Annotated in this window: 18 protein-coding genes; 13 read left to right on the top strand and 5 right to left on the bottom strand. The window is 67.7% G+C overall.

Annotated elements, in window-relative coordinates:
* Nucleotides 1-83: 83 nt before the first annotated feature.
* Entirely contained in the window at nucleotides 84-368 is a 285-nt protein-coding gene (locus AC3IF1_RS11100) for a hypothetical protein (protein WP_489217577.1), read from the bottom strand.
* A gap of 306 nt (nucleotides 369-674) precedes the next feature.
* Between AC3IF1_RS11100 and AC3IF1_RS11095 the strand changes: the two genes are divergently transcribed.
* From AC3IF1_RS11095 to AC3IF1_RS11085, 3 genes are all read left to right on the top strand, one after another.
* A complete protein-coding gene (locus AC3IF1_RS11095) occupies nucleotides 675-932 on the top strand; it encodes a hypothetical protein (RefSeq protein ID WP_489217576.1) in 258 nt (85 codons plus the stop codon).
* A 110-nt stretch (nucleotides 933-1,042) separates the two neighbouring features.
* Entirely contained in the window at nucleotides 1,043-1,315 is a 273-nt protein-coding gene (locus AC3IF1_RS11090) for a hypothetical protein (RefSeq protein WP_489217575.1), read from the top strand.
* Nucleotides 1,316-1,525: 210 nt separating this feature from the next.
* On the top strand, nucleotides 1,526-2,239 hold the full coding sequence (locus tag AC3IF1_RS11085; RefSeq protein WP_489217574.1) for a hypothetical protein: 714 nt from the start codon (nucleotides 1,526-1,528) through the stop codon (nucleotides 2,237-2,239).
* 42 nt (nucleotides 2,240-2,281) lie between these two features.
* On the opposite strand, the gene AC3IF1_RS11080 is transcribed toward AC3IF1_RS11085, so the two are convergent.
* Entirely contained in the window at nucleotides 2,282-2,668 is a 387-nt protein-coding gene (locus AC3IF1_RS11080; protein WP_243971979.1) for a hypothetical protein, read from the bottom strand.
* 782 nt (nucleotides 2,669-3,450) lie between these two features.
* Between AC3IF1_RS11080 and AC3IF1_RS11075 the strand changes: the two genes are divergently transcribed.
* The 5 genes from AC3IF1_RS11075 (at nucleotide 3,451) to katG (ending at nucleotide 10,424) form a co-directional block, all read left to right on the top strand.
* Entirely contained in the window at nucleotides 3,451-4,014 is a 564-nt protein-coding gene (locus AC3IF1_RS11075) for a cytochrome b (protein ID WP_489217573.1), read from the top strand.
* A 249-nt stretch (nucleotides 4,015-4,263) separates the two neighbouring features.
* Nucleotides 4,264-4,962, top strand: coding sequence for a response regulator (locus tag AC3IF1_RS11070; RefSeq protein WP_489217572.1), 699 nt, complete (start codon nucleotides 4,264-4,266; stop codon nucleotides 4,960-4,962).
* A 5-nt stretch (nucleotides 4,963-4,967) separates the two neighbouring features.
* Entirely contained in the window at nucleotides 4,968-6,353 is a 1,386-nt protein-coding gene (locus tag AC3IF1_RS11065; RefSeq protein ID WP_489217571.1) for a sensor histidine kinase, read from the top strand.
* 314 nt (nucleotides 6,354-6,667) lie between these two features.
* Nucleotides 6,668-7,804, top strand: coding sequence for a glycosyltransferase (locus tag AC3IF1_RS11060; RefSeq protein ID WP_489217570.1), 1,137 nt, complete (start codon nucleotides 6,668-6,670; stop codon nucleotides 7,802-7,804).
* 298 nt (nucleotides 7,805-8,102) lie between these two features.
* The gene (gene katG / locus AC3IF1_RS11055; protein WP_489217569.1) at nucleotides 8,103-10,424 is read left to right on the top strand and encodes a catalase/peroxidase HPI; all 2,322 of its coding nucleotides are present in this window, start codon (nucleotides 8,103-8,105) and stop codon (nucleotides 10,422-10,424) included.
* Nucleotides 10,425-10,549: 125 nt separating this feature from the next.
* Here the strand turns inward: katG and AC3IF1_RS11050 are convergent, their stop codons facing one another.
* From AC3IF1_RS11050 to AC3IF1_RS11040, 3 genes are all read right to left on the bottom strand, one after another.
* Nucleotides 10,550-10,852 carry a cupredoxin domain-containing protein gene (locus AC3IF1_RS11050; protein ID WP_489217568.1) on the bottom strand — a complete coding sequence of 101 codons (303 nt, stop codon included), beginning with the start codon at nucleotides 10,850-10,852 and terminating at the stop codon, nucleotides 10,550-10,552.
* Between the two features lie 401 nt (nucleotides 10,853-11,253).
* Nucleotides 11,254-11,430 (bottom strand): hypothetical protein, encoded by a 177-nt coding sequence (locus AC3IF1_RS11045; RefSeq protein WP_243971992.1) that lies wholly within the window; start codon nucleotides 11,428-11,430, stop codon nucleotides 11,254-11,256.
* Between the two features lie 73 nt (nucleotides 11,431-11,503).
* Nucleotides 11,504-12,013 carry a hypothetical protein gene (locus AC3IF1_RS11040; protein WP_489217567.1) on the bottom strand — a complete coding sequence of 170 codons (510 nt, stop codon included), beginning with the start codon at nucleotides 12,011-12,013 and terminating at the stop codon, nucleotides 11,504-11,506.
* Between the two features lie 618 nt (nucleotides 12,014-12,631).
* Between AC3IF1_RS11040 and AC3IF1_RS11035 the strand changes: the two genes are divergently transcribed.
* From AC3IF1_RS11035 to AC3IF1_RS11015, 5 genes are all read left to right on the top strand, one after another.
* On the top strand, nucleotides 12,632-13,606 hold the full coding sequence (locus AC3IF1_RS11035) for an amidohydrolase family protein (RefSeq protein ID WP_489217566.1): 975 nt from the start codon (nucleotides 12,632-12,634) through the stop codon (nucleotides 13,604-13,606).
* 155 nt (nucleotides 13,607-13,761) lie between these two features.
* On the top strand, nucleotides 13,762-14,274 hold the full coding sequence (locus AC3IF1_RS11030; protein ID WP_489217565.1) for a cupin domain-containing protein: 513 nt from the start codon (nucleotides 13,762-13,764) through the stop codon (nucleotides 14,272-14,274).
* A 690-nt stretch (nucleotides 14,275-14,964) separates the two neighbouring features.
* Nucleotides 14,965-16,947, top strand: a complete 1,983-nt coding sequence (locus AC3IF1_RS11025) for an acyl CoA:acetate/3-ketoacid CoA transferase (RefSeq protein WP_489217564.1) — start codon at nucleotides 14,965-14,967, stop codon at nucleotides 16,945-16,947.
* Between the two features lie 106 nt (nucleotides 16,948-17,053).
* Nucleotides 17,054-17,968 carry a triphosphoribosyl-dephospho-CoA synthase MdcB gene (gene mdcB, locus AC3IF1_RS11020; RefSeq protein ID WP_489220374.1) on the top strand — a complete coding sequence of 305 codons (915 nt, stop codon included), beginning with the start codon at nucleotides 17,054-17,056 and terminating at the stop codon, nucleotides 17,966-17,968.
* Nucleotides 17,969-17,992: 24 nt separating this feature from the next.
* Nucleotides 17,993-18,727 (top strand): DUF3750 domain-containing protein, encoded by a 735-nt coding sequence (locus AC3IF1_RS11015; RefSeq protein ID WP_489217563.1) that lies wholly within the window; start codon nucleotides 17,993-17,995, stop codon nucleotides 18,725-18,727.
* Nucleotides 18,728-18,756 lie beyond the last annotated feature (29 nt).

Here is an 18,756-nt window from a genome sequence, read left to right as displayed (position 1 = left end):
TTTCGGACGCCGCCCACACCGTCCATGAATAAGCCCTGCCGCGCAGGTGCGGCAGGGCTTCAGGTCGTTTCCGGCGGAAGGATTCAGTAGCCGCGGCCGTAATAGCCCGGACCGCCACGGTCGAAGGCCCCCGCAGCCGCGGCGCCTGCCGCGGCGCCGGCGATCCCGAGGCCGACGGCGGCACCCGTCGAGAGACCGCGGTGGCGGCGGTAACCGTAATCCCGGTTCCGGCCATAGCCGTGGTCATAACCACGGCCGTACCCGTCTCGGTAGCCGCCGCCGTAGCCAAAACCCTGCGCCTGTGCGCCGCTCGCGCCGATAGCTCCAAGGCTCAGCGTCATGGCGGAGATGAGTACAAGTTTACGCATCGATCGACCCTTCGCAGTTGCGTTGCGGGGCCAACACCAACCGCGTCGATGGGTTCCGATCTGCCTGTGCATGCACGGCGGCCGTAAGGTTCGACGGCGTGATCTTTCCGGCAGCCGACCATGCGTGCGGCCGGCGGTCCCGGCCGAGACGAAGGCCGGTCGTTCCACGGTAGCAGCCTGCCCACATCGGCGGCCGGCTCATACTCCGTAACGGCTACGCTCTATGCTTCCGCATGAGGTCGATTTACGCCCTCATGAGTGTATTGCACGCCCACGCAGCGCGACAGACTGACCAGGAAGTCCGACATGTCGACGTTGTTCGCGGATCCACTCGGTCGGGCCCTGCTGACCCTGCTCACGACCGATCACGGCCTGCCGGGTGCTCCGCAGCGGAGGACGCTCCTGCACGCGCTCCAGGACCTCCGCGCCGAAGCCGAGTTGCAGGGCGCATCGGCTCAGGTGCGGGGCGCGATCCGCTCCGCCCTGTGGGCCCTGCGCGCCGAATTTCCGACGGCTTACGCGGTCATGCCCACCACGGGCGCCGACGTGTCCGTCGATCACTGAGGCGCCGCACGCACCGGCAGTCGGACGACGAAGCAACGGCTCTCCATACCGATCAGCAATCTCCATCGGGCTGCCCTGACCGCGGGTCCAAGCTATCCGGGATGCGTCGCGTGCGTATGGATGCTTTGATGCCGGCTCATTACTGTATCGACCCGCTGGATCCGTATGCGGAGCGCGAAGTTCTGGTCTCGTACGACGAGGTGTGCCCGTTCGCGTTCCTCAGAACCGCGATCGATCAGGACGGTTGCGATCTCCTTCCCGACCTGTCCGACGAATGTCGCAGGATCCTCCAGCTGGAGATCGCGGTCTACCACGGGCTCATCCAGCCCTGCGAATGGGCCCAGCACGCGGTCGACGTACCTTCCGCTCCGAACGCCGCCTGAGCGCGATCCAACGCACCCGCGAACGCGTGCGCGCTGCCGGTTGTCGGCACCGGGACCGGGGTTGGATGCCCGCGCCCGTAGCGCTCTCCGTGACAGACTGCACCCGCGTGACCACGCCCGAAGTCCGGGCTGCTGCCAGCCGCAAGCGAAACGCTGAACCCTCTCGATGCGCAGGACGTTACGGGGACCGGACTCATCGGGACGGCTGCCATGCGACACGTCAAGTTCAGGTTGATGGAGCCGGGCCTGCGCCCGCGGCGCACGCGGCTCGAGATCCCCGGTTGGGCGGGAAACCCGGAGCCCCGCACCGACGGGGCGCAGGAATATGCGTGGCACTGCCTGCCCTTCTCGGAGGCGGCCAAGGCGGGAATCGAGCTGTTCTACCCCTACGAAGCCGAATTGCGCGTCAGCACCCGCGATGGCGCGCTCGTCTTCGAGGGCGATTTCGGCGAACCGCCGGAGCCCGGCATGCAATGGCCGCCGTTCCGGACCTTCGGCGACGCCTACTACACCTATCAGATCCTCCTCGACCTGAAGGTAGAGGATGGCTGGGCGATCAAGACCGAGACCCATCCCCGCTTCTATACTGACCGGTCCGGGACCGTTCCGGTCGCGGTGCCGGCGCTCCTGCGGAACTGGTGGCCGATGATGTATTTCATGGTCTTCAAGTCCCCCGACGAGGGGCGCACCCACGTCTTCCGGCCCGGCGAGCCGTTCATGCAGGTGACCGTTGTGCCGGCGGAGGCCGATTTCGAACTCGTGCCCATGCCCGAGGAGGAGGCCGCCGAGCGCGAACTGCAATCCCGGCGGATCTATGCCAGTCGGTCGACTTTGGCGTCGGATTCGCAGTGGACCTCGGCGACCAACACCGTGTTCGACGGGACCTACCGGCGCATCCTGGGCGCGGCCAAGAGCACGCGCTGACGGACCGCGGAGAGGGGCGCGCCCCTCTCCGCGGCCGGCTGCTTAGTAGCCGTAGGGGCGGAAGTAGCCGTGGTGATGGTGGTGATGGTGGTGGAACCGCCGGAAGAAGCGGTGGTGGTGATGATGGTGGTGGTAGAAGCGGCGGTAGAAGCGGTGGTGATGGTGGTGGTGGTGATGGTAGTAGTACTGAGCCTCCTGGACCGTCGCCTCGCCCTCGGTGGCGGGCGCTAGCAGTTCGGCCTTCGCCTCGGCCGCGTCGGATTCCTTGAGGAGCGCCACCGCGTCGGGAATCGGCTTCAGCAGGTCGGCGTAGCTCTCGGCCTGCATGGCCGCCTTGAGGCCGGTCGGGGCCGGCATCGCGGCGAGCGCCGGGTCGACGGCGGCAAGGAGCGTGACGGCTCCGATCAGGCCAGCGACTGTCTTGTCCATTGACGGGATCCTTTCAGGAACAGCGCCGGCGGCCCCCTTGACCGGTTCGATGGCCGCGGCGCGGTCTGAAACACCGGGCGGGAGCGGACCGTTCCGGCCCCGGCGCCTCGGGGGAAAGTCAATTTCCCGGCATATTCCGTGCCCCGCACCTTGGATCGGCAGGATCTCGAGGGATTGGATAATGAAACCGAATTTAGTGGACGTCGTCCAAGACGAGTCTGGTAGACATTCGGCGCCAGGTTGCTTCGCTCCACGATGGATGACTGAGGGGCGCCCAGGCCCAGCGTCACACAGCTTTGCCGACAGGGATGATACGCGATCCAGGGGCGGTGCAGCGCCGAGATCCCGGAAGCCGCCGCACCCCAATCCCGGCCGATCCGGGCCCCGACGCGAGATTGGGGCTTTGACCGTCCAGGGCAGCCTCGTCCCCCCTTGCACGTCCGGAGAACTTTAGACTAATTCCAATCTGAAATGACCGACCACGATGGAACACGGGCTTGGCGCGCCCTCACCCCCGGGCAGCGGACGATGTTGCAGCGTCTGGGTGCCGAGGGGTCTCTGCATTCACTCGGGCCCTGGGAGATGCGCACCGTCCGCTCCCTCCTCGAACGCGGGCTCGTCAGGCCGAGACTCCCCGGTCGGACCGGCCGCGACGTGCCGGGATTGTGGTTCCTGAGCGCGAAGGGCCGCCGCATCCTGCCGCGCCAGCCGTCCGCAGCCAGCGGCGCGGAGGCTCGCTCCGTGCCGCCACAACCCCAGACGGCCGCTGTGGAGATGCCGCGATGAGTTCGAAACCGATCATCACCATCGAGCGGGCCCCGCCCGGCGCCGCGACCTACGACCGGGGCACGATTGCCCTGCACTGGCTGACCGCCGCCCTCGTGCTGATCCTCTGGTTGATCGGCACCTTCCTCGAAGATCTTCTGCCCAAGGGGACCCTGCGCACCGGCATCTGGTCGGCGCATTTCGATGCCGGTTTCGTCGTTGCCGCGCTGATTGTCGGGCTCCTCCTCTGGCGATCAACGCGGGGCCGCAGCTTGCCGGTCGCGGATCCGGGTCCGCTGCACCAGCTGGCGAAGGCGACGCATGGGGCCCTGTATGGGCTGCTGTTCGCCGTCGTCGGCCTCGGCATCGCCAACGCCTTCGTGCGGGGTGTCCCGCTCGTCGGATCCATCGCTCTGCCGCAGCTCGGCGACGCCACGTGGCGCAGGCCTTTGACGCAATGGCACGGCCTGGCCGCCAACATCCTGATGGTCCTGGCGCTGTTCCACGCCGCGGCGGCGCTGGTGCACCATTACCTGTGGCACGATACGATCCTGCGCCGCATGCTGCCCGCGAAGCCGTGACGGTGATGGAGCCCCCTGGCACCGAGCGCCCCGGCCGCCGCCGCGAAGGTGAGGCTCTGGTCCTCGCGATAAGGATTCTGGTCGGAAACGGGCGATGTCTTTGAGAGAGCGGCCTCGAGTGTGAAAACCCTTTTAGTCGGCAATCCTGCCCGGCGTGGTATTCACGATCGGCGGGTGCTCTGAATGGTGATCCGCAGGTTCGGAGGTAGACCGCCGTCCCCCGATGCGTTCGAATACCGAACGCAATCCGTGCTGAGCCCACAGACGCCGGTGCGCATTCTTCTGGTCGAGGATAACCGCCGGCTGGGCGCGCTGATCGGCGATGCCCTGCGCGTCCAAGGCTTCGTTGTCGACCTCGTCCGGACCGGCGAGGATGCGGAGGCCGCGCTGGCCACGGCCGCGTACGATGCCGTCGTCCTGGACCTCGGGTTGCCGGATCGCGACGGCATGACGCTCCTGCCCAGCAAGGGCGGAGGCCGGCCCGGCTGCCCGATCCTGGTCCTGACCGCGCGGGACAGCACCCAGGCGCTGATCGACGCCCTCGACGGCGGTGCCGACGACTACCTGCGCAAGCCCTTCGAGATGGAGGAACTCCTCGCCCGCCTGCGCGCGCTGATGCGCCGGCCCGGGCAGGCGTTGGGGCTGCGCCTGACCGGACGCAACGTCGAGTTCGACACGGTCCGCCGGCAGGTCCGTATCGCCGGGTGCGACGTGGAGATGAGCCGCAAGGAACTCGCGGCCTTGGAACTGCTGCTACGCCGGACCGGGACCGTGGTGTCGAAGGCCCATTTCGAAAGCTCCCTGTACGGCTTCGACGAGGAGGTCGGATCGAACGCCATCGAGGTTCTCATTCACCGCCTGCGCAAGAGGCTCGCGGGCGCGCATGCCGAGCTGGAGATCCACACGCTGCGGGGAATCGGCTACGTCCTGACCGACGCTCGCCCGTGAGGCCGGTGGGTTCGACCCTGTTCACGAGGCTCGCGGTCGCGACGGTGGCCCTGTTCGTCCTGGCGATCGGGGTCGCCACCCTGTTCCTGTACGACCGCTTCGAGACCCTGAACGGGCAATTCCGCGAGGGGACGCTCCGGAGCTTCGCCTACACCCTCGCGCGGGAAGTCACGGCCGATCCCGAGAACGGCCGCGACGGGCATACCGGGACCGTTGCCCATCAGGTCATCGACGACGGCGGCGTGTACGTCCTGCTGACGCAGCAGGGTCAGCTGCTGGCGGCTGCGCCGGGCATCGCCGCGCCGCTTGTCGTGCCGCAGGGCCCGCGGGAGCAATTCTTCATGCTGCCGCGCCCAGGGCAGGCGCCGCTCTATGGCCTGTCGAGCACCGTCCGGACAACGCAACCGCCGCTGATCCTGCAGATTGCTTTCCCCAACGGGCCCCTCGTGTTCGACACGGTGCTGGAGGAGTTCGTCCAGGACATCGCCTGGATCTGGATCCCCTTCCTGGCCGGGACGGTGGCGGTCAACCTGCTGGTGACACGCCTCGCTCTGCGTCCGCTCCGCAGGGCCGCCCAGGAGGCGGAGCTGATCGAACCCGGCAATGTCGGCACCCGCCTCTCGGAGGGGGCGATGCCGGACGAGGTCCTGATCCTCGTCCGGGCCGTCAACCAGAGCCTGGCGCGGCTGCAGCAGGGCTACCTCGTCCTGGAGCAGTTCGTCGGGGACGTCGCCCACGAGCTGCGCACGCCGCTCGCGATCATGAAAACCCGGATGGCCATGGCCGGCGGCACGATCGCGCGTCCGATCACGGAGGATCTCTGCCGTATGGAGCGCCTCGTCGAGCAGCTCCTCGACAGGGTCCGGCTCGGCGGCCTCCACGTCGAGGCGGACGACGTCGTCGACCTGTCGATGGTCGCCCGCGAGGTGACGGCCATGCTGGGTCCCGCCGCGATCGCCCGGAGCTTGTCGATGGAGCTCCTCGGCGCGGAGCGGCCAGTCCCGGTCGCGGGTCTTCGCGATTACCTGGGCCGGGCCCTGCGCAACCTTCTCGAGAACGCCCTGATGCACGCGCCTCCCGGCACGACGATCACCGTGACCGTCGAGGCGGCGGGTGCGCTGAGCGTGCGGGATCGCGGCGGCGGCTTCGGGCCCGATCTGCTGGCACCGGGGGCCGTACAGGGACGGGAGTTCCGCAGCGGCCGGGAAGACGGGATCGGGCTCGGGCTGTCGATCGTCGAACGGACCATGACGGCGCATGGCGGGCGGCTTGCCCTGCGCAACGCGCCGGACGGCGGCGCCGTCGCAATCATGGAGTTCGCGCAAGAGGCCCGGGCAGAGCCGTCACTATTACTGGCCGGAAACCTGGCCGGAAACCTGGCCTTGAAATGACCTTGTTCTCGCCGCGTCCTGACCCGCACGCCGTAAGGTCTGCGTAAGCTTGAGGACTAGGATCCGCCGCGGCAGCGACGGGTCCGGTCCGACGACGCGTGTTCGACGGCGGGGCCGGACCGACCCTATTCGATGCCCTGCCGTTCCGGCGGTCCGTCCAGCCGGTGCGCGCCGATAGACGGCTTGGACGCCCCCTTCCATCAGGCACACAGCAGATGAGCGAACCGCCCCCAGCGGCTCTGCGTGTCCCCGCGTTCGTGCAACGGCGCGGCGGGGCAGAGGGGACCTGCGACCGATCCGGTCGATCCAGCCGGTTGGGCTGGGACGCCCTGCGCAACCCCTACCTGTTCGACGTCCCGGTCCTCGGCGACCTGTCCGGGCTGGTCGAACTGTTCGTCCGCGCCCCGCGGGATCTGCCGCCCGAGACGATCGTGCCGGGCCTGTTCCTCAGCCACGATCCACCGATCTTCTGCTGTCAGCCGCGGCCCAAACCCTTCGGGGTCGCCCATCACATGGCGGCGCGATACCCGGACGTTCCGTTCATCTTCCTGCATCCGCTGACGCACAGCCTCGAACGTGCGGCCTTCGCGGTTTCCCTGGCCGTCCAGCACCGCCGCTTCCGGACCGCGCACCCCCGTGCCCGCCTCATCGTCCTCGCCAACACGCCCGGAGAGGAGCGGCTGCTGCGCGGTCTCGGCGTCGATGTCCATCTCGCGCCGCAGAACATGTTCGTCGACGAGACGATGTACGTCCCGATGCCCGAGCAGCCCCGGCATTTCGACGCGATCTACAACGCGCAGATCGCGCCGATCAAACGCCATGCGCTGGCCCGAACCGTGCCGAGCTGCGCCTACGTGACGAAGCTGTTCGGGACATGGTCGCCCCGGCTGAAGCGGGCGCAGCTCGACCGGTTCGTCCGGTCCCTGCCGCGGGGGCACGTCATTCTGAATGCGCTAACGCCCGACGATGTCGTGCCCATGGACCATGTGGCGGTGAACGGCGCCATGGCCTCGGCGCATGTCGGCCTGTGCCTCTCCCGGATCGAGGGGGCCATGTACGCCAGCATCGAGTACCTGCTGGCCGGGCTCCCCGTGGTCACGACCCGGAGCAAGGGAGGCCGGGACCACTTCGCGCATCCCGACACCACGCTGGTCGTCGATGACGATCCCCGGTCCGTTCAGGACGGGGTCGCGGCGATGAAGGCCCGGGCCCTGCCGCCGGACTACGTCCGCACCACGACGCTGCGGCTGGTGACGGCCGAGCGGGAGCGGTTCAACGCCTTCATCGACGGCCTGCGCGGGCACGCCACGGAGCGGGGTACCGACGGGCGCTGGTCGTTCCCGTACCGCCACAAGCTCAGCCGCTACGCCTCGCTCGCCGACTTCGAATCCGAGCTGACGGCGGCCCTGTCGGCGCAGAGCACGCGCGGGCCGCCTGATCGGCCGGGCTGAGCGGGTCCGGCGTCGCGCGCGCGGCCTGTCCCTCGGCGGGCGGGAGGATCGGATCCGGGTGGGCCATCGGTCGGCCTGCGCCCGGACGTCGCTCGGGCTCCGCCGACTTCGGGCCTGCTCGAAGACGACCGCGGATACAAATCTTCCGGCGTGACCTCGACCTCGGATGCCGGAGCCATATTTCAGCGGTCGGGCCGAAGGTGAGCATGGACGATTGCAGCGAGGGCTGGTCGCCAACGGCATTGCGGGTCAGGCCAGCCAAATCGATCGCAGTCATTCGATAGCAAGCGAGATTTCGATGAACGAAATGACGATTGACAAAACCAATACCACGACTTTCGAGATGGAAGGTAAGTGCCCGTTCGGAGGCGACCGGATTGGTGGTGCTTTCGGCGGCAAACCCGCGCTGGAGAATTGGTATCCCCACCGCCTCAGGGTCGAGCTCCTGCACCAGAACGGGGTGTCGGCCGATCCCCTCGGGCCGGAGTTCGACTACGCGGCCGAGTTCAATAAGATCGACCTCGACGCGCTCAAGCGGGACATCAAGCAGTTCCTGACCTCGTCGGTCGCCTGGTGGCCGTCCGACTACGGCAATTACGGACCGCAGATGATCCGCATGTCCTGGCACGCGGCCGGGACCTATCGGATCGCGGATGGCCGCGGCGGCGCCGGCACGGGCATGCAGCGCTTCGCGCCGATCAGCAGCTGGTGGGACAACGGCAACACCGACAAGTCGCGCCGTCTCCTGCAGCCGATCAAGCACAAGTACGGCAATGCCCTGTCCTGGGCCGACCTCATGGTCCTGACCGGCAATTGCGCCCTGGAGATCATGGGTCTGCCGACCTACGGCTTCGGCGGCGGCCGGCTCGACGCCTGGGAGGCGGACAACGCCACCTACTGGGGTCCCGAGGTCGTCGACATGGGCACGGTGTCGAGCTTCGACGACATGGTCAACCGCGACAAGCGCTGGCGCGGTCAGAACGGCGACGCCGATTACGACCTGGAGAACCCGCTCGCGGCCTCCCACCAGGCACTGATCTACGTCAATCCCGAGGGGCCCTATGCCAGCGGTGATCCGATGGCCTCGGCGCGTGACATCCGGGTCACCTTCAGCCGCATGGCCATGAACAATGAGGAGACGGTGGCGCTGATCGCCGGCGGTCATGCCTTCGGCAAGAGCCACGGCATGGTGCCCGCCAAGGAAATCGGCCCGCCCCCCGAGATGGCGCCGATGGAGGCCATGGGCCTCGGCTGGCACAATCCGAAGGGGGCAGGGTCCGGCAAGGACACGATGACCAACGGCATCGAGGGCAGCTGGACGCCCGACCCGACCAAGTGGGACAACGCCTACTTGGAGAACCTCTTCAAGTTCGAGTGGGAGCAGACCAAGAGCCCGGCCGGGGCGCTCCAGTGGACGCCGAAGGACCCGAACGCGCCGCGGACCCCCGACGCCCATGTCGACGGCGAGATGCATCCGCTGATGATGATGACCTCCGACATCGCCCTCAAGGTGGATCCGGAGTACCGCAAAGTCTGCGAGAAATTTCTCGGCGACTTCGATGCCTTCACCCAGGCCTTCTCCAAGGCGTGGTACAAGCTCACGCACCGCGATATGGGTCCGAAGCACCGCTACCTCGGCCCGGAGGTCACGATCGAGGACGGGCTCCTGTGGCAGGACCCGCTGCCCGATGCGGCCTACGCGCCGATCGGTGACGCGGAGATCGCCGCGCTGAAGCAGGCAATCGGCGCGACCGGCCTGTCGGTCTCCGATCTGGCCTTCGCGGCGTTCTCGGCAGCCTCGACCTACCGCGACAGCGACAAGCGCGGCGGCGCCAATGGTGGCCGTCTCGCCCTTGCCCCCCAGAAGGACTGGACCGTCAACCGGCGCGCCGCGCCGGTGGTCGAGGCCCTGCGCGGGGTGATGGCGCGGTTCAACGACGGGCGCAGCGACGGGAAGCGGGTCTCCCTCGCGGATCTGATCGTGCTCGGCGGCTGTGTCGGCGTGGAGAAGGCCGCGCAGGATGCTGGCGTCGCCGTGACGGTGCCGTTCACCCCCGGGCGTGTCGACACCACGCAGGAGCTGACCGACATCGAGATGTTCGAGTGGCTGAAGCCGGTGACGGACGGGTTCCGGAACTACGTCGATGACGGGTTCGGACAGATGACCCGCAGCGTCTCGCCGGAGGAACTGTTCCTCGACAAGGCCAATCTGATGACCCTCACCGCCCCGGAATGGGCGGTCCTGACCGGCGGTCTGCGTGCGCTCAACGCCAACCACGACGGGTCGAAGCGCGGCGTCTTCACCGATCGCGTCGGCGCGCTCACGAATGACTTCTTCCGGACGATGACCGACACCGACCTCGTCTGGGAGAAGGCCGATGCGGAGGCGATGACCTTCGTGCTCAAGGACCGCGCGAGCGGGCAGGCACGCTTCGAGGCCACGCGCAGCGATCTCGTCTTCGGGTCGAACGCGCAGCTGCGGTCCATCGCCGACGCCTATGCCGGCAGCGATGGACCGCAGCGATTCGTGGCCGATTTCGTCCGGGTCTGGGACAAGGTCATGATGCTCGACCGCTTCGATGTGAAGGGCCACAAGCGCTACGCGCCCATGGCGGCCTGATCGTCCGACCTCGGCGTGCGCCGGTTCAACCGGCGCCCGTTGGAATCAGATCCGCGCCGTCCCAATCGGAGACGGCGCGGATCGCGAACGCGCGCGAAGTCCGGCGCGGCACGCGTTTCGGCGGGCTACTGCACGTGGAGCGTGAGTTTCATCTTCGGATGGATTCCGCACTGGATCACGAAGTCCCCGGGCTCCTTCAGCGTCAGCGTCGCCTGCTTGCCGGGCTCTTCATCGCCGGCGTCGAACGAGAACTGATCGGCCTCGATGAAGGCGTGATGCACGGCGTTCTCGTCGCCGTTGACCAGGGTGATGGTGTCACCGCGATGCAAAAAAAGGTCGGTCGGATCGTAGCGTCGGCCCTTCTGCAGCACGATCCGGACGGCGCTCGACAGGCTGGCCTGGGCCGGGCCGAATGCGAGCAACGCCATCACGATCGCGATCGGTGCGCCGACGAGAAGCGGGCGGTGTAGATTGCATATTGCCACGGATACAACCTGGAAAAATCAAATCTCGAGCCGGCAATGTAGCATCGCTAGGATAGACATCTCTTAATATGTGTTGGAATAGCCATTCTTATTTGGCGGCGCTTTGCACGACATATGCGCGGAGAACCGCATTTTCAAAATGCTGGAAACGCAATCTTAATTATGGGCTGTCGCGTTTCCAAGGATGCGTAGTCTCTTGCGCTGGTCAGGATGCACATCGTCCTTTCGGAAGGCGCCGGAGTAGCAGCCGATAGTGGTGCTCCCCAGCTGGCGCCCGTTCGGCGTAGCCCGGCAGGCGATACCGCTGCGCTCGCCATCTCCCGGCTGCTGACCGCGCGAATGCCTCAGACCCGGACCTCCTCCGCATGGAGGCCGCCAACGCGCAGATGCTCTGGGATATCGCTGTGGTCGTAGTAGCCGGCCTCATGGGCCATCGCATCGAGGGCGGCGATCGGGTCTGCTGCTGAGCCGGTCCAAAGGATCGTCCCCGTTGATCCCTGACGCACCTGAAACACACGCATCGACGGCTCCTATGCTGCCCGCATGGTCAAGCATCTCGACGAACCACCGTTCCGCGTGGCAGCGATCGATATCTCAGCTGTCGAGGCCGAGGCCGTGGATCAGGGCGCGGATCGGGTCGAACCGGGTCGCTGCCGTCTGTACTTGGTCGGGCGAAGAAACCGGTCGATCCATGGCCGGCTCGTTCCGCGCGCTGCGCGTGAGCGCCGCCTGATGCGTGCGAATCCTGCGCTGCGCCACCTTGTGCCGCCGGGAGGTGTCCGGCTTCCGTACCGCCTGCACAGCCGCTGGCGACGGGGCGGCTTCGGCGACCGGCCCGGCCGTCGACAGCTGCGCCTGGGCCGGCGCGGCCTCGGCCGCCTGCGCCGTCGCGATCAGGGCGCCGGACAATGCCGTCGAAACACTCTGTCGTGCCGGCGGATCGACCCAGGCCACAATGCTGGGCGAGTCGACGGCGCCCACGCTGAGCGCGCGAACCCGCCTCGGCTGATCCTCGTAATTACCGGGATGCAGGAGGTGTGCAGCGGCCAGAAGGCCGAATGCAGCAACCGCAGCCGTCGTGAGGGTGGACTTATAGTGTTCCATGGCCCGTGAACGAACGGCTCAGCTAATGGTTCCGCTTCGGTGCGTGCCGATCCGCTGCGCGTGATCGTGGCGGTCACGACGTCCGAGGCCGGCCTCGGAAAGGGGCGTGTTCGACCGGCCGACAGCCGTCGATCAGCGGTCCAAGCGTCCTGAGATTTTCATCCGCAAGGCAGCTGCTACGGGAACTTGCCGCGACTGTTGAACGGCTGCGCATCCAAGTCATGACCCGACATTGGCCGCGTATCGACGATCGGAGAACTGGGCTGCTCGCGTCGGCGTCAAGTCTTTTTTGGCCCGGGCCGCGGCACAGGGACATCGACAATCTGTCCTGTAATGGGATTGAGGATCAGCATGACCGAGCATCTCCGGTGGGGTTGCCGAGAGAACGTCGGCCGGGCCCCGTGGGATCGCGGCGGACCGTGCAATTGCGCACAGTTGGTTAAGGGTCCGCTCACCCTGCCGTTGCGCCGATGAACGAGCCCCCTCACCGCCTCGGCGACCCGGCGGATCGACAGGCGCGATCCCATCGATCCAGAGGCAACTTGCGGTTTGCGTCCGCGAGTGATCCGATCCGGACCGCGCCCAGAGAAGGCCGCCAAAACATCCGGAGGAGACCCCATGCTGTCGCGTAGACAGACGCTCGCTTTCGCCGCCATCGGCGGCTTCGTCCTCACCGACCGGCCGGGTCGGGCGGCGGACGAGGCCCCGACCGTGAAGACCCCCGTCAGGTTCCAAGTGCCGCCGGGTGCGTGCGACTGCCATGTCCATGTCATCCCGGATCCGGTTAAGTTCCCGTTCTGGAGCGGGCGCGCCTACACGCCACCGGTCGATCCGCCCGAGGCCCTGCTCGCCCTGCAGCACGCGCTCAAGCTCGACCGCGTCGTGATCGTGACGCCGAGCGTCTATGGCACCGACAACGCGGCGACGCTCGACGGCCTGCGCGTGCTCGGGCCGCAGCGGGCCCGCGGCGTTGCCGTGATCGGACCGGGGACCAGCCCAGGCGACCTCGATGGGCTGGCGAAGGCCGGGATCCGCGGCATTCGAGTCAATCTGGAGCAGGCCGGCGTGTTCGATCCCGCCGTCTCAGCCAAGGCGCTGGACAGCGCCGTCCAGCAGATCGGCCAGCGCCCCTGGCACCTGCAGGTCTACTCCCGCCTCTCGGTCATCGCCCCGCTGAAGCAGCAACTGTCGGCCCTGCCGGTCCCGGTCGTGTTCGATCACTTCGCCGGTGCCCAGGCTGCCCTCGGGCCCGATCAGCCCGGCTTCGGCGACGTGCTTGACCTCGTGCGCAGCGGGAAGGCCTGGGTGAAGCTGTCGGGTGCCTATCGCGCCTCCGACAGGGCACCGGATTACGCCGACGTGCTGCCGCTGGCCCGTGCGCTCGTGGCGACGAACCCGGACCGGCTCGTCTGGGGCAGCGACTGGCCACACCCGGACAGCACGCCGAGGCCGGACCGTAAGCCGACGGATCTCGCCCCGGCCCAGAACGTCGATGACGGCCGCCTGCTTGATCTGCTCGCCGAATGGGTGCCGGACCGCGCGACGCGGGACCGGGTCCTCGTCGACAATCCCAAGCGGCTCTACGACTTCTAAGGGGCGTCGCCGAATCGGCCGACGGGCGAGGTCACCGGAAGGTGGAGGCCTCGCCCCGTCGCCGTTCTGGTGTCAGGCAGATCCTCGATCGGGACCACGTCCGGCCGCGTGCCGCGGGCGTGGCGTCGTGCCATGATGGCGGCGGAGGACGTGACATGCACGACGGCGACGACGATCACACCCACGCGCACGAGCCCGGCGAGGCCGTGGACGCTTGGAAGCACGATGGGGTTCGGGTTATTCGAGGGGATCGCCTCGACCCCAACACCGCACAGACCCCTGGCATGTTTCGCCAGGCGGCGATCAGCGCCGCGCGGGTCGGCGCCCAGAAGATCTGGGCCGGTACCGTGGCGATTCAGCCCGATGCCAAGACCGGCGTCCACCACCACGGCGAACTCGAGAGCGTCATCTACGTGGTGTCCGGCCGCGCCCGGATGCGCTGGGGCGAGCGGCTCGAATATGTCGCCGAGGCCGGGCCGGGCGACTTCATCTTCGTCCCGCCCTTCGTGCCCCATCAGGAGATCAACGCGTCGACGGACGAACCCCTGCATTGCGTGCTGGTCCGCTCCGACAACGAGGCGGTGGTGGTGAACCTGCCCGATGTCGAAGCCGTCGAACCGCCGGAGGCCGTTTACTGGGTCGACCCGATCCACAAGCAGCCCGGTTGAGTGGCCCCGTCTAAATCGCAGACTTTCTCGCCACGGACATGCCCAAGCATCGCAGAATAGGGACACAATATATCCGACCAAAAATGGTCAGTTTCAGACGGAAAAACGGGCACGGTAATTCAAATCGTTATGCAAGAAAGAGTTCGTAGGCTTGGCGGTATTGCCATGGCGAAGGATATCTCTGCCCTCGGCGAGCCTGTTTGACCGATCCTTCACCGCCTCGACCTCATCCTGAAGTCGCGTACTGACTCGAAGGAACCCTCCAGCCGGCCGTTCAGTCCTTGGAGAGCTTCTTCGAAGCTGCTGCGCACCACGTCGAGGTAAGGAGACGATCGGGTTTCACCTCGGTTGATACCTTTACGCGACTGCAATTGCGCAGTTCGTATCCCGATGAGAACGAGTCCCGGATTCGGATGGGCGCGCAGGGCGGCGGCGCAATTTTTCTGATGGGAGAGCGAAGAGTTTTTAGCGGCACACCACGCCAATTCCGGAGTACTATGCTCGGAAAGGTACGCCGCATCGTGCGATGCCGCAAATATTGATGCGGTGCAATAGGGACCGTATGCTGAACTCGACTGGTCCTGAACTCCGATCCAGTCCGGCCGCACGCGGTTGGTGCAGACCAGTCTTCGAGTCGGCCCGCGTCGCGGCCGGCCGCGCGTCCGATATCCGGGGAGGTTCACGGACTCCATGAGGAAGAACAAGGTCATCTCGGCGGATGAGGCGATCGCGCTGATCCGCGAGAACGACGTGGTCACCACCACGGGGTTCGTTCAGAGCTGCATCCCGGAGGCGCTCCACGCCGCCCTGGAACGGCGGTTCGTCGACAGCGGCTCGCCGCGTGGGCTCACCCTGATCATGACGGCGGGCGCCGGCGACAGCAAGGGGCTCGGCACTGGGCGCCTGCATCACCAGGGCCTGCTCGCGCGCGTGATCGCGGCCAATTTCGGCCGCATGCCGAAGGTCGCCAAGGCGGCGCAGGACAATCTGATCCGCGGCTACAACCTGCCCCAGGGCGTGATCTCGCAGCTCTACCGGGCCTGCGCGGCGGGCCAGCCGGGCCTGTTCTCGAAGGTGGGGCTCAAGACCTATGTCGACCCGCGCCATGGCGGCGCCAAGGTCAACGAATTGACCACGGACGACATCGTCAAGCTGGTCGAGGTCGATGGCGAGGAGTGGCTGTTCTACACCGCCACCAAGATCGACGTGGCCTTCATCCGCGCCACCTCGGCCGATCCGTCGGGCAACCTCTCCTACGAGAAGGAGGCCCTGACCCTCGACTGCCTCGCCCAGGCCATGGCGGCCCGCAACAACGGCGGCATCGTCATCGCGCAGGTCGAGCGCATCGTCGACGACGGCTACCTCTTGCCCAAGGACGTGCGCGTGCCCGGCATCCTGGTCGACTGCGTGGTGGTCGCCGAGCCCGAGATGCACCGGATGAATTACGGCGTCATGCACGACGCCGCGCTCGCCGGCGAGATCCGCGTGCCCGTCACCGGCATCAAGCGGATGGCGCTCAACGAGCGCAAGATCATCGCCCGCCGCGCCGCGTTCGAATTGCCGCCGAACGGCGTCGTCAATCTCGGGGTCGGCGCGCCGGAGGGGATCGCGTCGGTGGCCAACGAGGAGAAGATCACCCCCTACATCACCCTGACCACCGAGGCCGGAGCCGTGGGCGGGGTCCTCGCCTCCGGATCGAGCTTCGGCGCCGCCACCAACGCCGACTGCATCATCGATCAGAACCAGATGTTCGACTTCTACGACGGCGGCGGCCTCGACATGACCTGCCTCGGCATGGCCGAGTGCGACGCCGCCGGCAACGTCAACACCTCGAAGTTCGGCGGCAAGCTTAACGGCTGCGGGGGCTTCATCAACATCTCACAGAACGCCCGCACGGTGGTGTTCGCCGGAACCTTCACGGCCGGCGGGCTGGAGATCGCCGTTCAGGACGGCCACGTCCGGATCGTGAGCGAGGGCAAGGCCCGCAAGTTCGTCACCCAGGTCCAGCAGAACACCTTCTCGGGGCCCTACGCGGTGGAGCGCGCCCAGCCGGTCCTCTACGTGACCGAACGCTGCGTCTTCCAACTGACCGCCGCCGGCCTGGAGCTGGTCGAGGTCGCGCCCGGGATCGACATCGAGCGGGACATCCTCGCCCATATGGACTTCGCCCCCGTGGTGCGGAATCCGGTGCCCATGGATCCGCGCATCTTCCGCGACGAGCCGATGGAGCTGATCTCAGACCTGCTCAACCTCGATCTGAAATCGCGTGTCAGCTACGACGGCGAGCGCAACATCCTCTTTATCAACCTCGAAGGCTGGTATTGCCGGGTGATGGGCGACATGGACGAGCTGCGCATGACCATCGTCGAGGCCTGCCGCAAGGCCGGCCAGCGGGTCAACGCCGTGATCAACCACGACGGCTTCCGGCTCAACGAGAACCTGGTCGATGATTACGCCGGGGTCCTGCAATACCTCCAGGCGAATTACTACGCGACCACGACCCGCTACGCGACGAGTGCCTTCCTGCGCCTGAAGATGGAGGAGGCGCTGACTCGGCGCGGCGTCGCCCCCCACGTGTTTGAGCGCAAGGAAGAAGCGCAGGCCTTCCTCAGCAGCACCGAGGACAAGAAGGCGCGCAAGCGGATCTCACCGGCGGTGGCGTCGGCGGCGTGAGGGTCGCGCGGCACGCCGGGATGCGGCGGATCGATCCTTCGGTATAAGCGCCCGAAACCGGCCCGGTCGCGGGCCGCGCCGACGCGTTTTGCCGGGAGCCTTCGATCTGCGCCAGCATCTGCACCGCGTCCCGTCGCCGTCCGGTTCCGAGGGCTGGGCCGAATGCGTCGCGACGCTCGCCCACGCGGCGCTGATCGACGAGTTGGAGACGTGGCCCAAGCCAGGCTTGGTAAGCTTGGTCGATTCCGGCAGCCACGACGACATGGATGCCGGCACCCTGCGCTGCAGTGCGGCGGCGATCCGGCCGTTTTTCGCCGATCTGGCCGCGGCCGGGGCCCGGGGCGCCGCCATGGCGGAGTTGCGCGCGATCGGGATCCGGGCCGAGGCGGCGATGATGCGGGCCACCGGCGGCGTCAACGCGCATCGCGGCGCCATCTTCTCCCTGGGCCTGATCTGCGCGGCGGCAGGCGTGTCCGGCGCGGCACCGGCCTCGGCCGAGGCCCACGCTGTGGCGGTGGGCGAACTCTGGGGTCCCGCGATCGCCGGGGCCCCCGCTTCGCCGATGAGCCACGGGGGGCGCGTCGCGCGGCGCTACGGGGTCGGGGGCGCCGGTGCCGAGGCGGCGGCCGGCTTCCCGACGATCCGTGACATCGGGTTACCGGCGCTGCGCCTTGGTCGGAGCCGGGCACCGGACGATCCGGAGGCTGCGCGCGTGGAGTGCTTCTTCGCCCTGCTCGCCGTGCTCGTCGATACGAACCTGCTCCATCGCGGCGGCACGGACGGGCTGGCGGCGGCGCGCGCGTCCGCCGGGGCCTTCCGGGCGGTCGGCGGGGTGGCGACCCCGGGGTGGCGCGACCGGGCGAAGCGGATCCACCACGATTTCGTGGCGGCGCGACTCAGTCCCGGAGGCTGCGCCGATCTCCTGGCCGCAACGCTCCTCCTCGACGCCCTCGCGGCCCCTGGGCCGCCGGCCGATACGGTCGCATTCCCCCGCGGCCGAGCGCTCCCTACATGCGACTGAGCTGGTATCCGCCGTGGCTTCATCGTGACTCTGATCAGGCTCGCGCTTCTCGCGCTCGTTGCCCTCTTCCTCGTGCCCGTCGCGATCTCCGCCACGCTCTACTGGCTGCGGGCCGGCGGTGACTGGCGGCTCGCCGACCGGTCGAGCGCGGGTCTGCTCCCGCCGGCCGAGGCCGAGCCGGGCGCGGTCGTGCGCATCTTCTCCGCCCGCACGGTGAGCTGGCGCGGCATTGTCGCGACACACAGCTGGATCGTCATCAAGGACCGCGGCGCGCGCGCCTACCGGCGCTTCGACTACACGGCTTGGGGGCAGCCGATCTGGGTCGACCGCTTCGTGCCGGATGGGCGCTGGTTCGGAAACGCCCCCGAAATCGTCTTCGCGGCGGATGGTCCGGAGGCCGAAGCGATGCTCCCGCGGATCCGGACGGCGGTGGCCGAGTATCGCTTCGCCCGCCCCGGCGACTACGTGGTCTGGCCGGGGCCGAACTCGAACACCTTCGTGGCCGCGATCATGGCCGCGGTCCCGGAGATCCGGGCCAGCCTGCCGACCACGGCGATCGGCAAGGATTTTCCCTATGACGGCCGTTGGGTCGGCTGGACGCCGTCCGGCACCGGCATCCGCATCAACCTGGGCGGCTATGCGGGGCTGACCCTTGGCTGGGTCGAGGGCCTGGAACTGAACCTGCTCGGCGGCGTCGCCGGTCTCGACCTGCGCCGCCCGGGAATCAAGCTGCCGGCTCTCGGACGGGTCGGTTTCTAGGGCATCGTTCCGGTCCCGAAGTCCCGGAC

Source organism: Methylobacterium sp. E-012, from assembly GCF_057836545.1.
The sequence above is the reverse complement of the archived record's forward strand: the minus strand, read 5'-3'. Positions and strand labels throughout refer to the sequence as shown.

Bases quoted from the DNA above. Each gene is read 5' to 3' on its own strand.
- AC3IF1_RS11100 (WP_489217577.1), bottom strand. From the start codon at position 368: ATGCGTAAACTTGTACTCATCTCCGCCATGACGCTGAGCCTTGGAGCT.
- AC3IF1_RS11095 (WP_489217576.1), top strand. From the start codon at position 675: ATGTCGACGTTGTTCGCGGATCCACTCGGTCGGGCCCTGCTGACCCTG.
- AC3IF1_RS11085 (WP_489217574.1), top strand. From the start codon at position 1,526: ATGCGACACGTCAAGTTCAGGTTGATGGAGCCGGGCCTGCGCCCGCGG.
- AC3IF1_RS11080 (WP_243971979.1), bottom strand. From the start codon at position 2,668: ATGGACAAGACAGTCGCTGGCCTGATCGGAGCCGTCACGCTCCTTGCC.
- AC3IF1_RS11075 (WP_489217573.1), top strand. From the start codon at position 3,451: ATGAGTTCGAAACCGATCATCACCATCGAGCGGGCCCCGCCCGGCGCC.
- katG (WP_489217569.1), top strand. From the start codon at position 8,103: ATGAACGAAATGACGATTGACAAAACCAATACCACGACTTTCGAGATG.
- AC3IF1_RS11050 (WP_489217568.1), bottom strand. From the start codon at position 10,852: ATGGCGTTGCTCGCATTCGGCCCGGCCCAGGCCAGCCTGTCGAGCGCC.
- AC3IF1_RS11045 (WP_243971992.1), bottom strand. From the start codon at position 11,430: ATGCGTGTGTTTCAGGTGCGTCAGGGATCAACGGGGACGATCCTTTGG.
- AC3IF1_RS11040 (WP_489217567.1), bottom strand. From the start codon at position 12,013: ATGGAACACTATAAGTCCACCCTCACGACGGCTGCGGTTGCTGCATTC.
- AC3IF1_RS11035 (WP_489217566.1), top strand. From the start codon at position 12,632: ATGCTGTCGCGTAGACAGACGCTCGCTTTCGCCGCCATCGGCGGCTTC.
- AC3IF1_RS11030 (WP_489217565.1), top strand. From the start codon at position 13,762: ATGCACGACGGCGACGACGATCACACCCACGCGCACGAGCCCGGCGAG.
- AC3IF1_RS11025 (WP_489217564.1), top strand. From the start codon at position 14,965: ATGAGGAAGAACAAGGTCATCTCGGCGGATGAGGCGATCGCGCTGATC.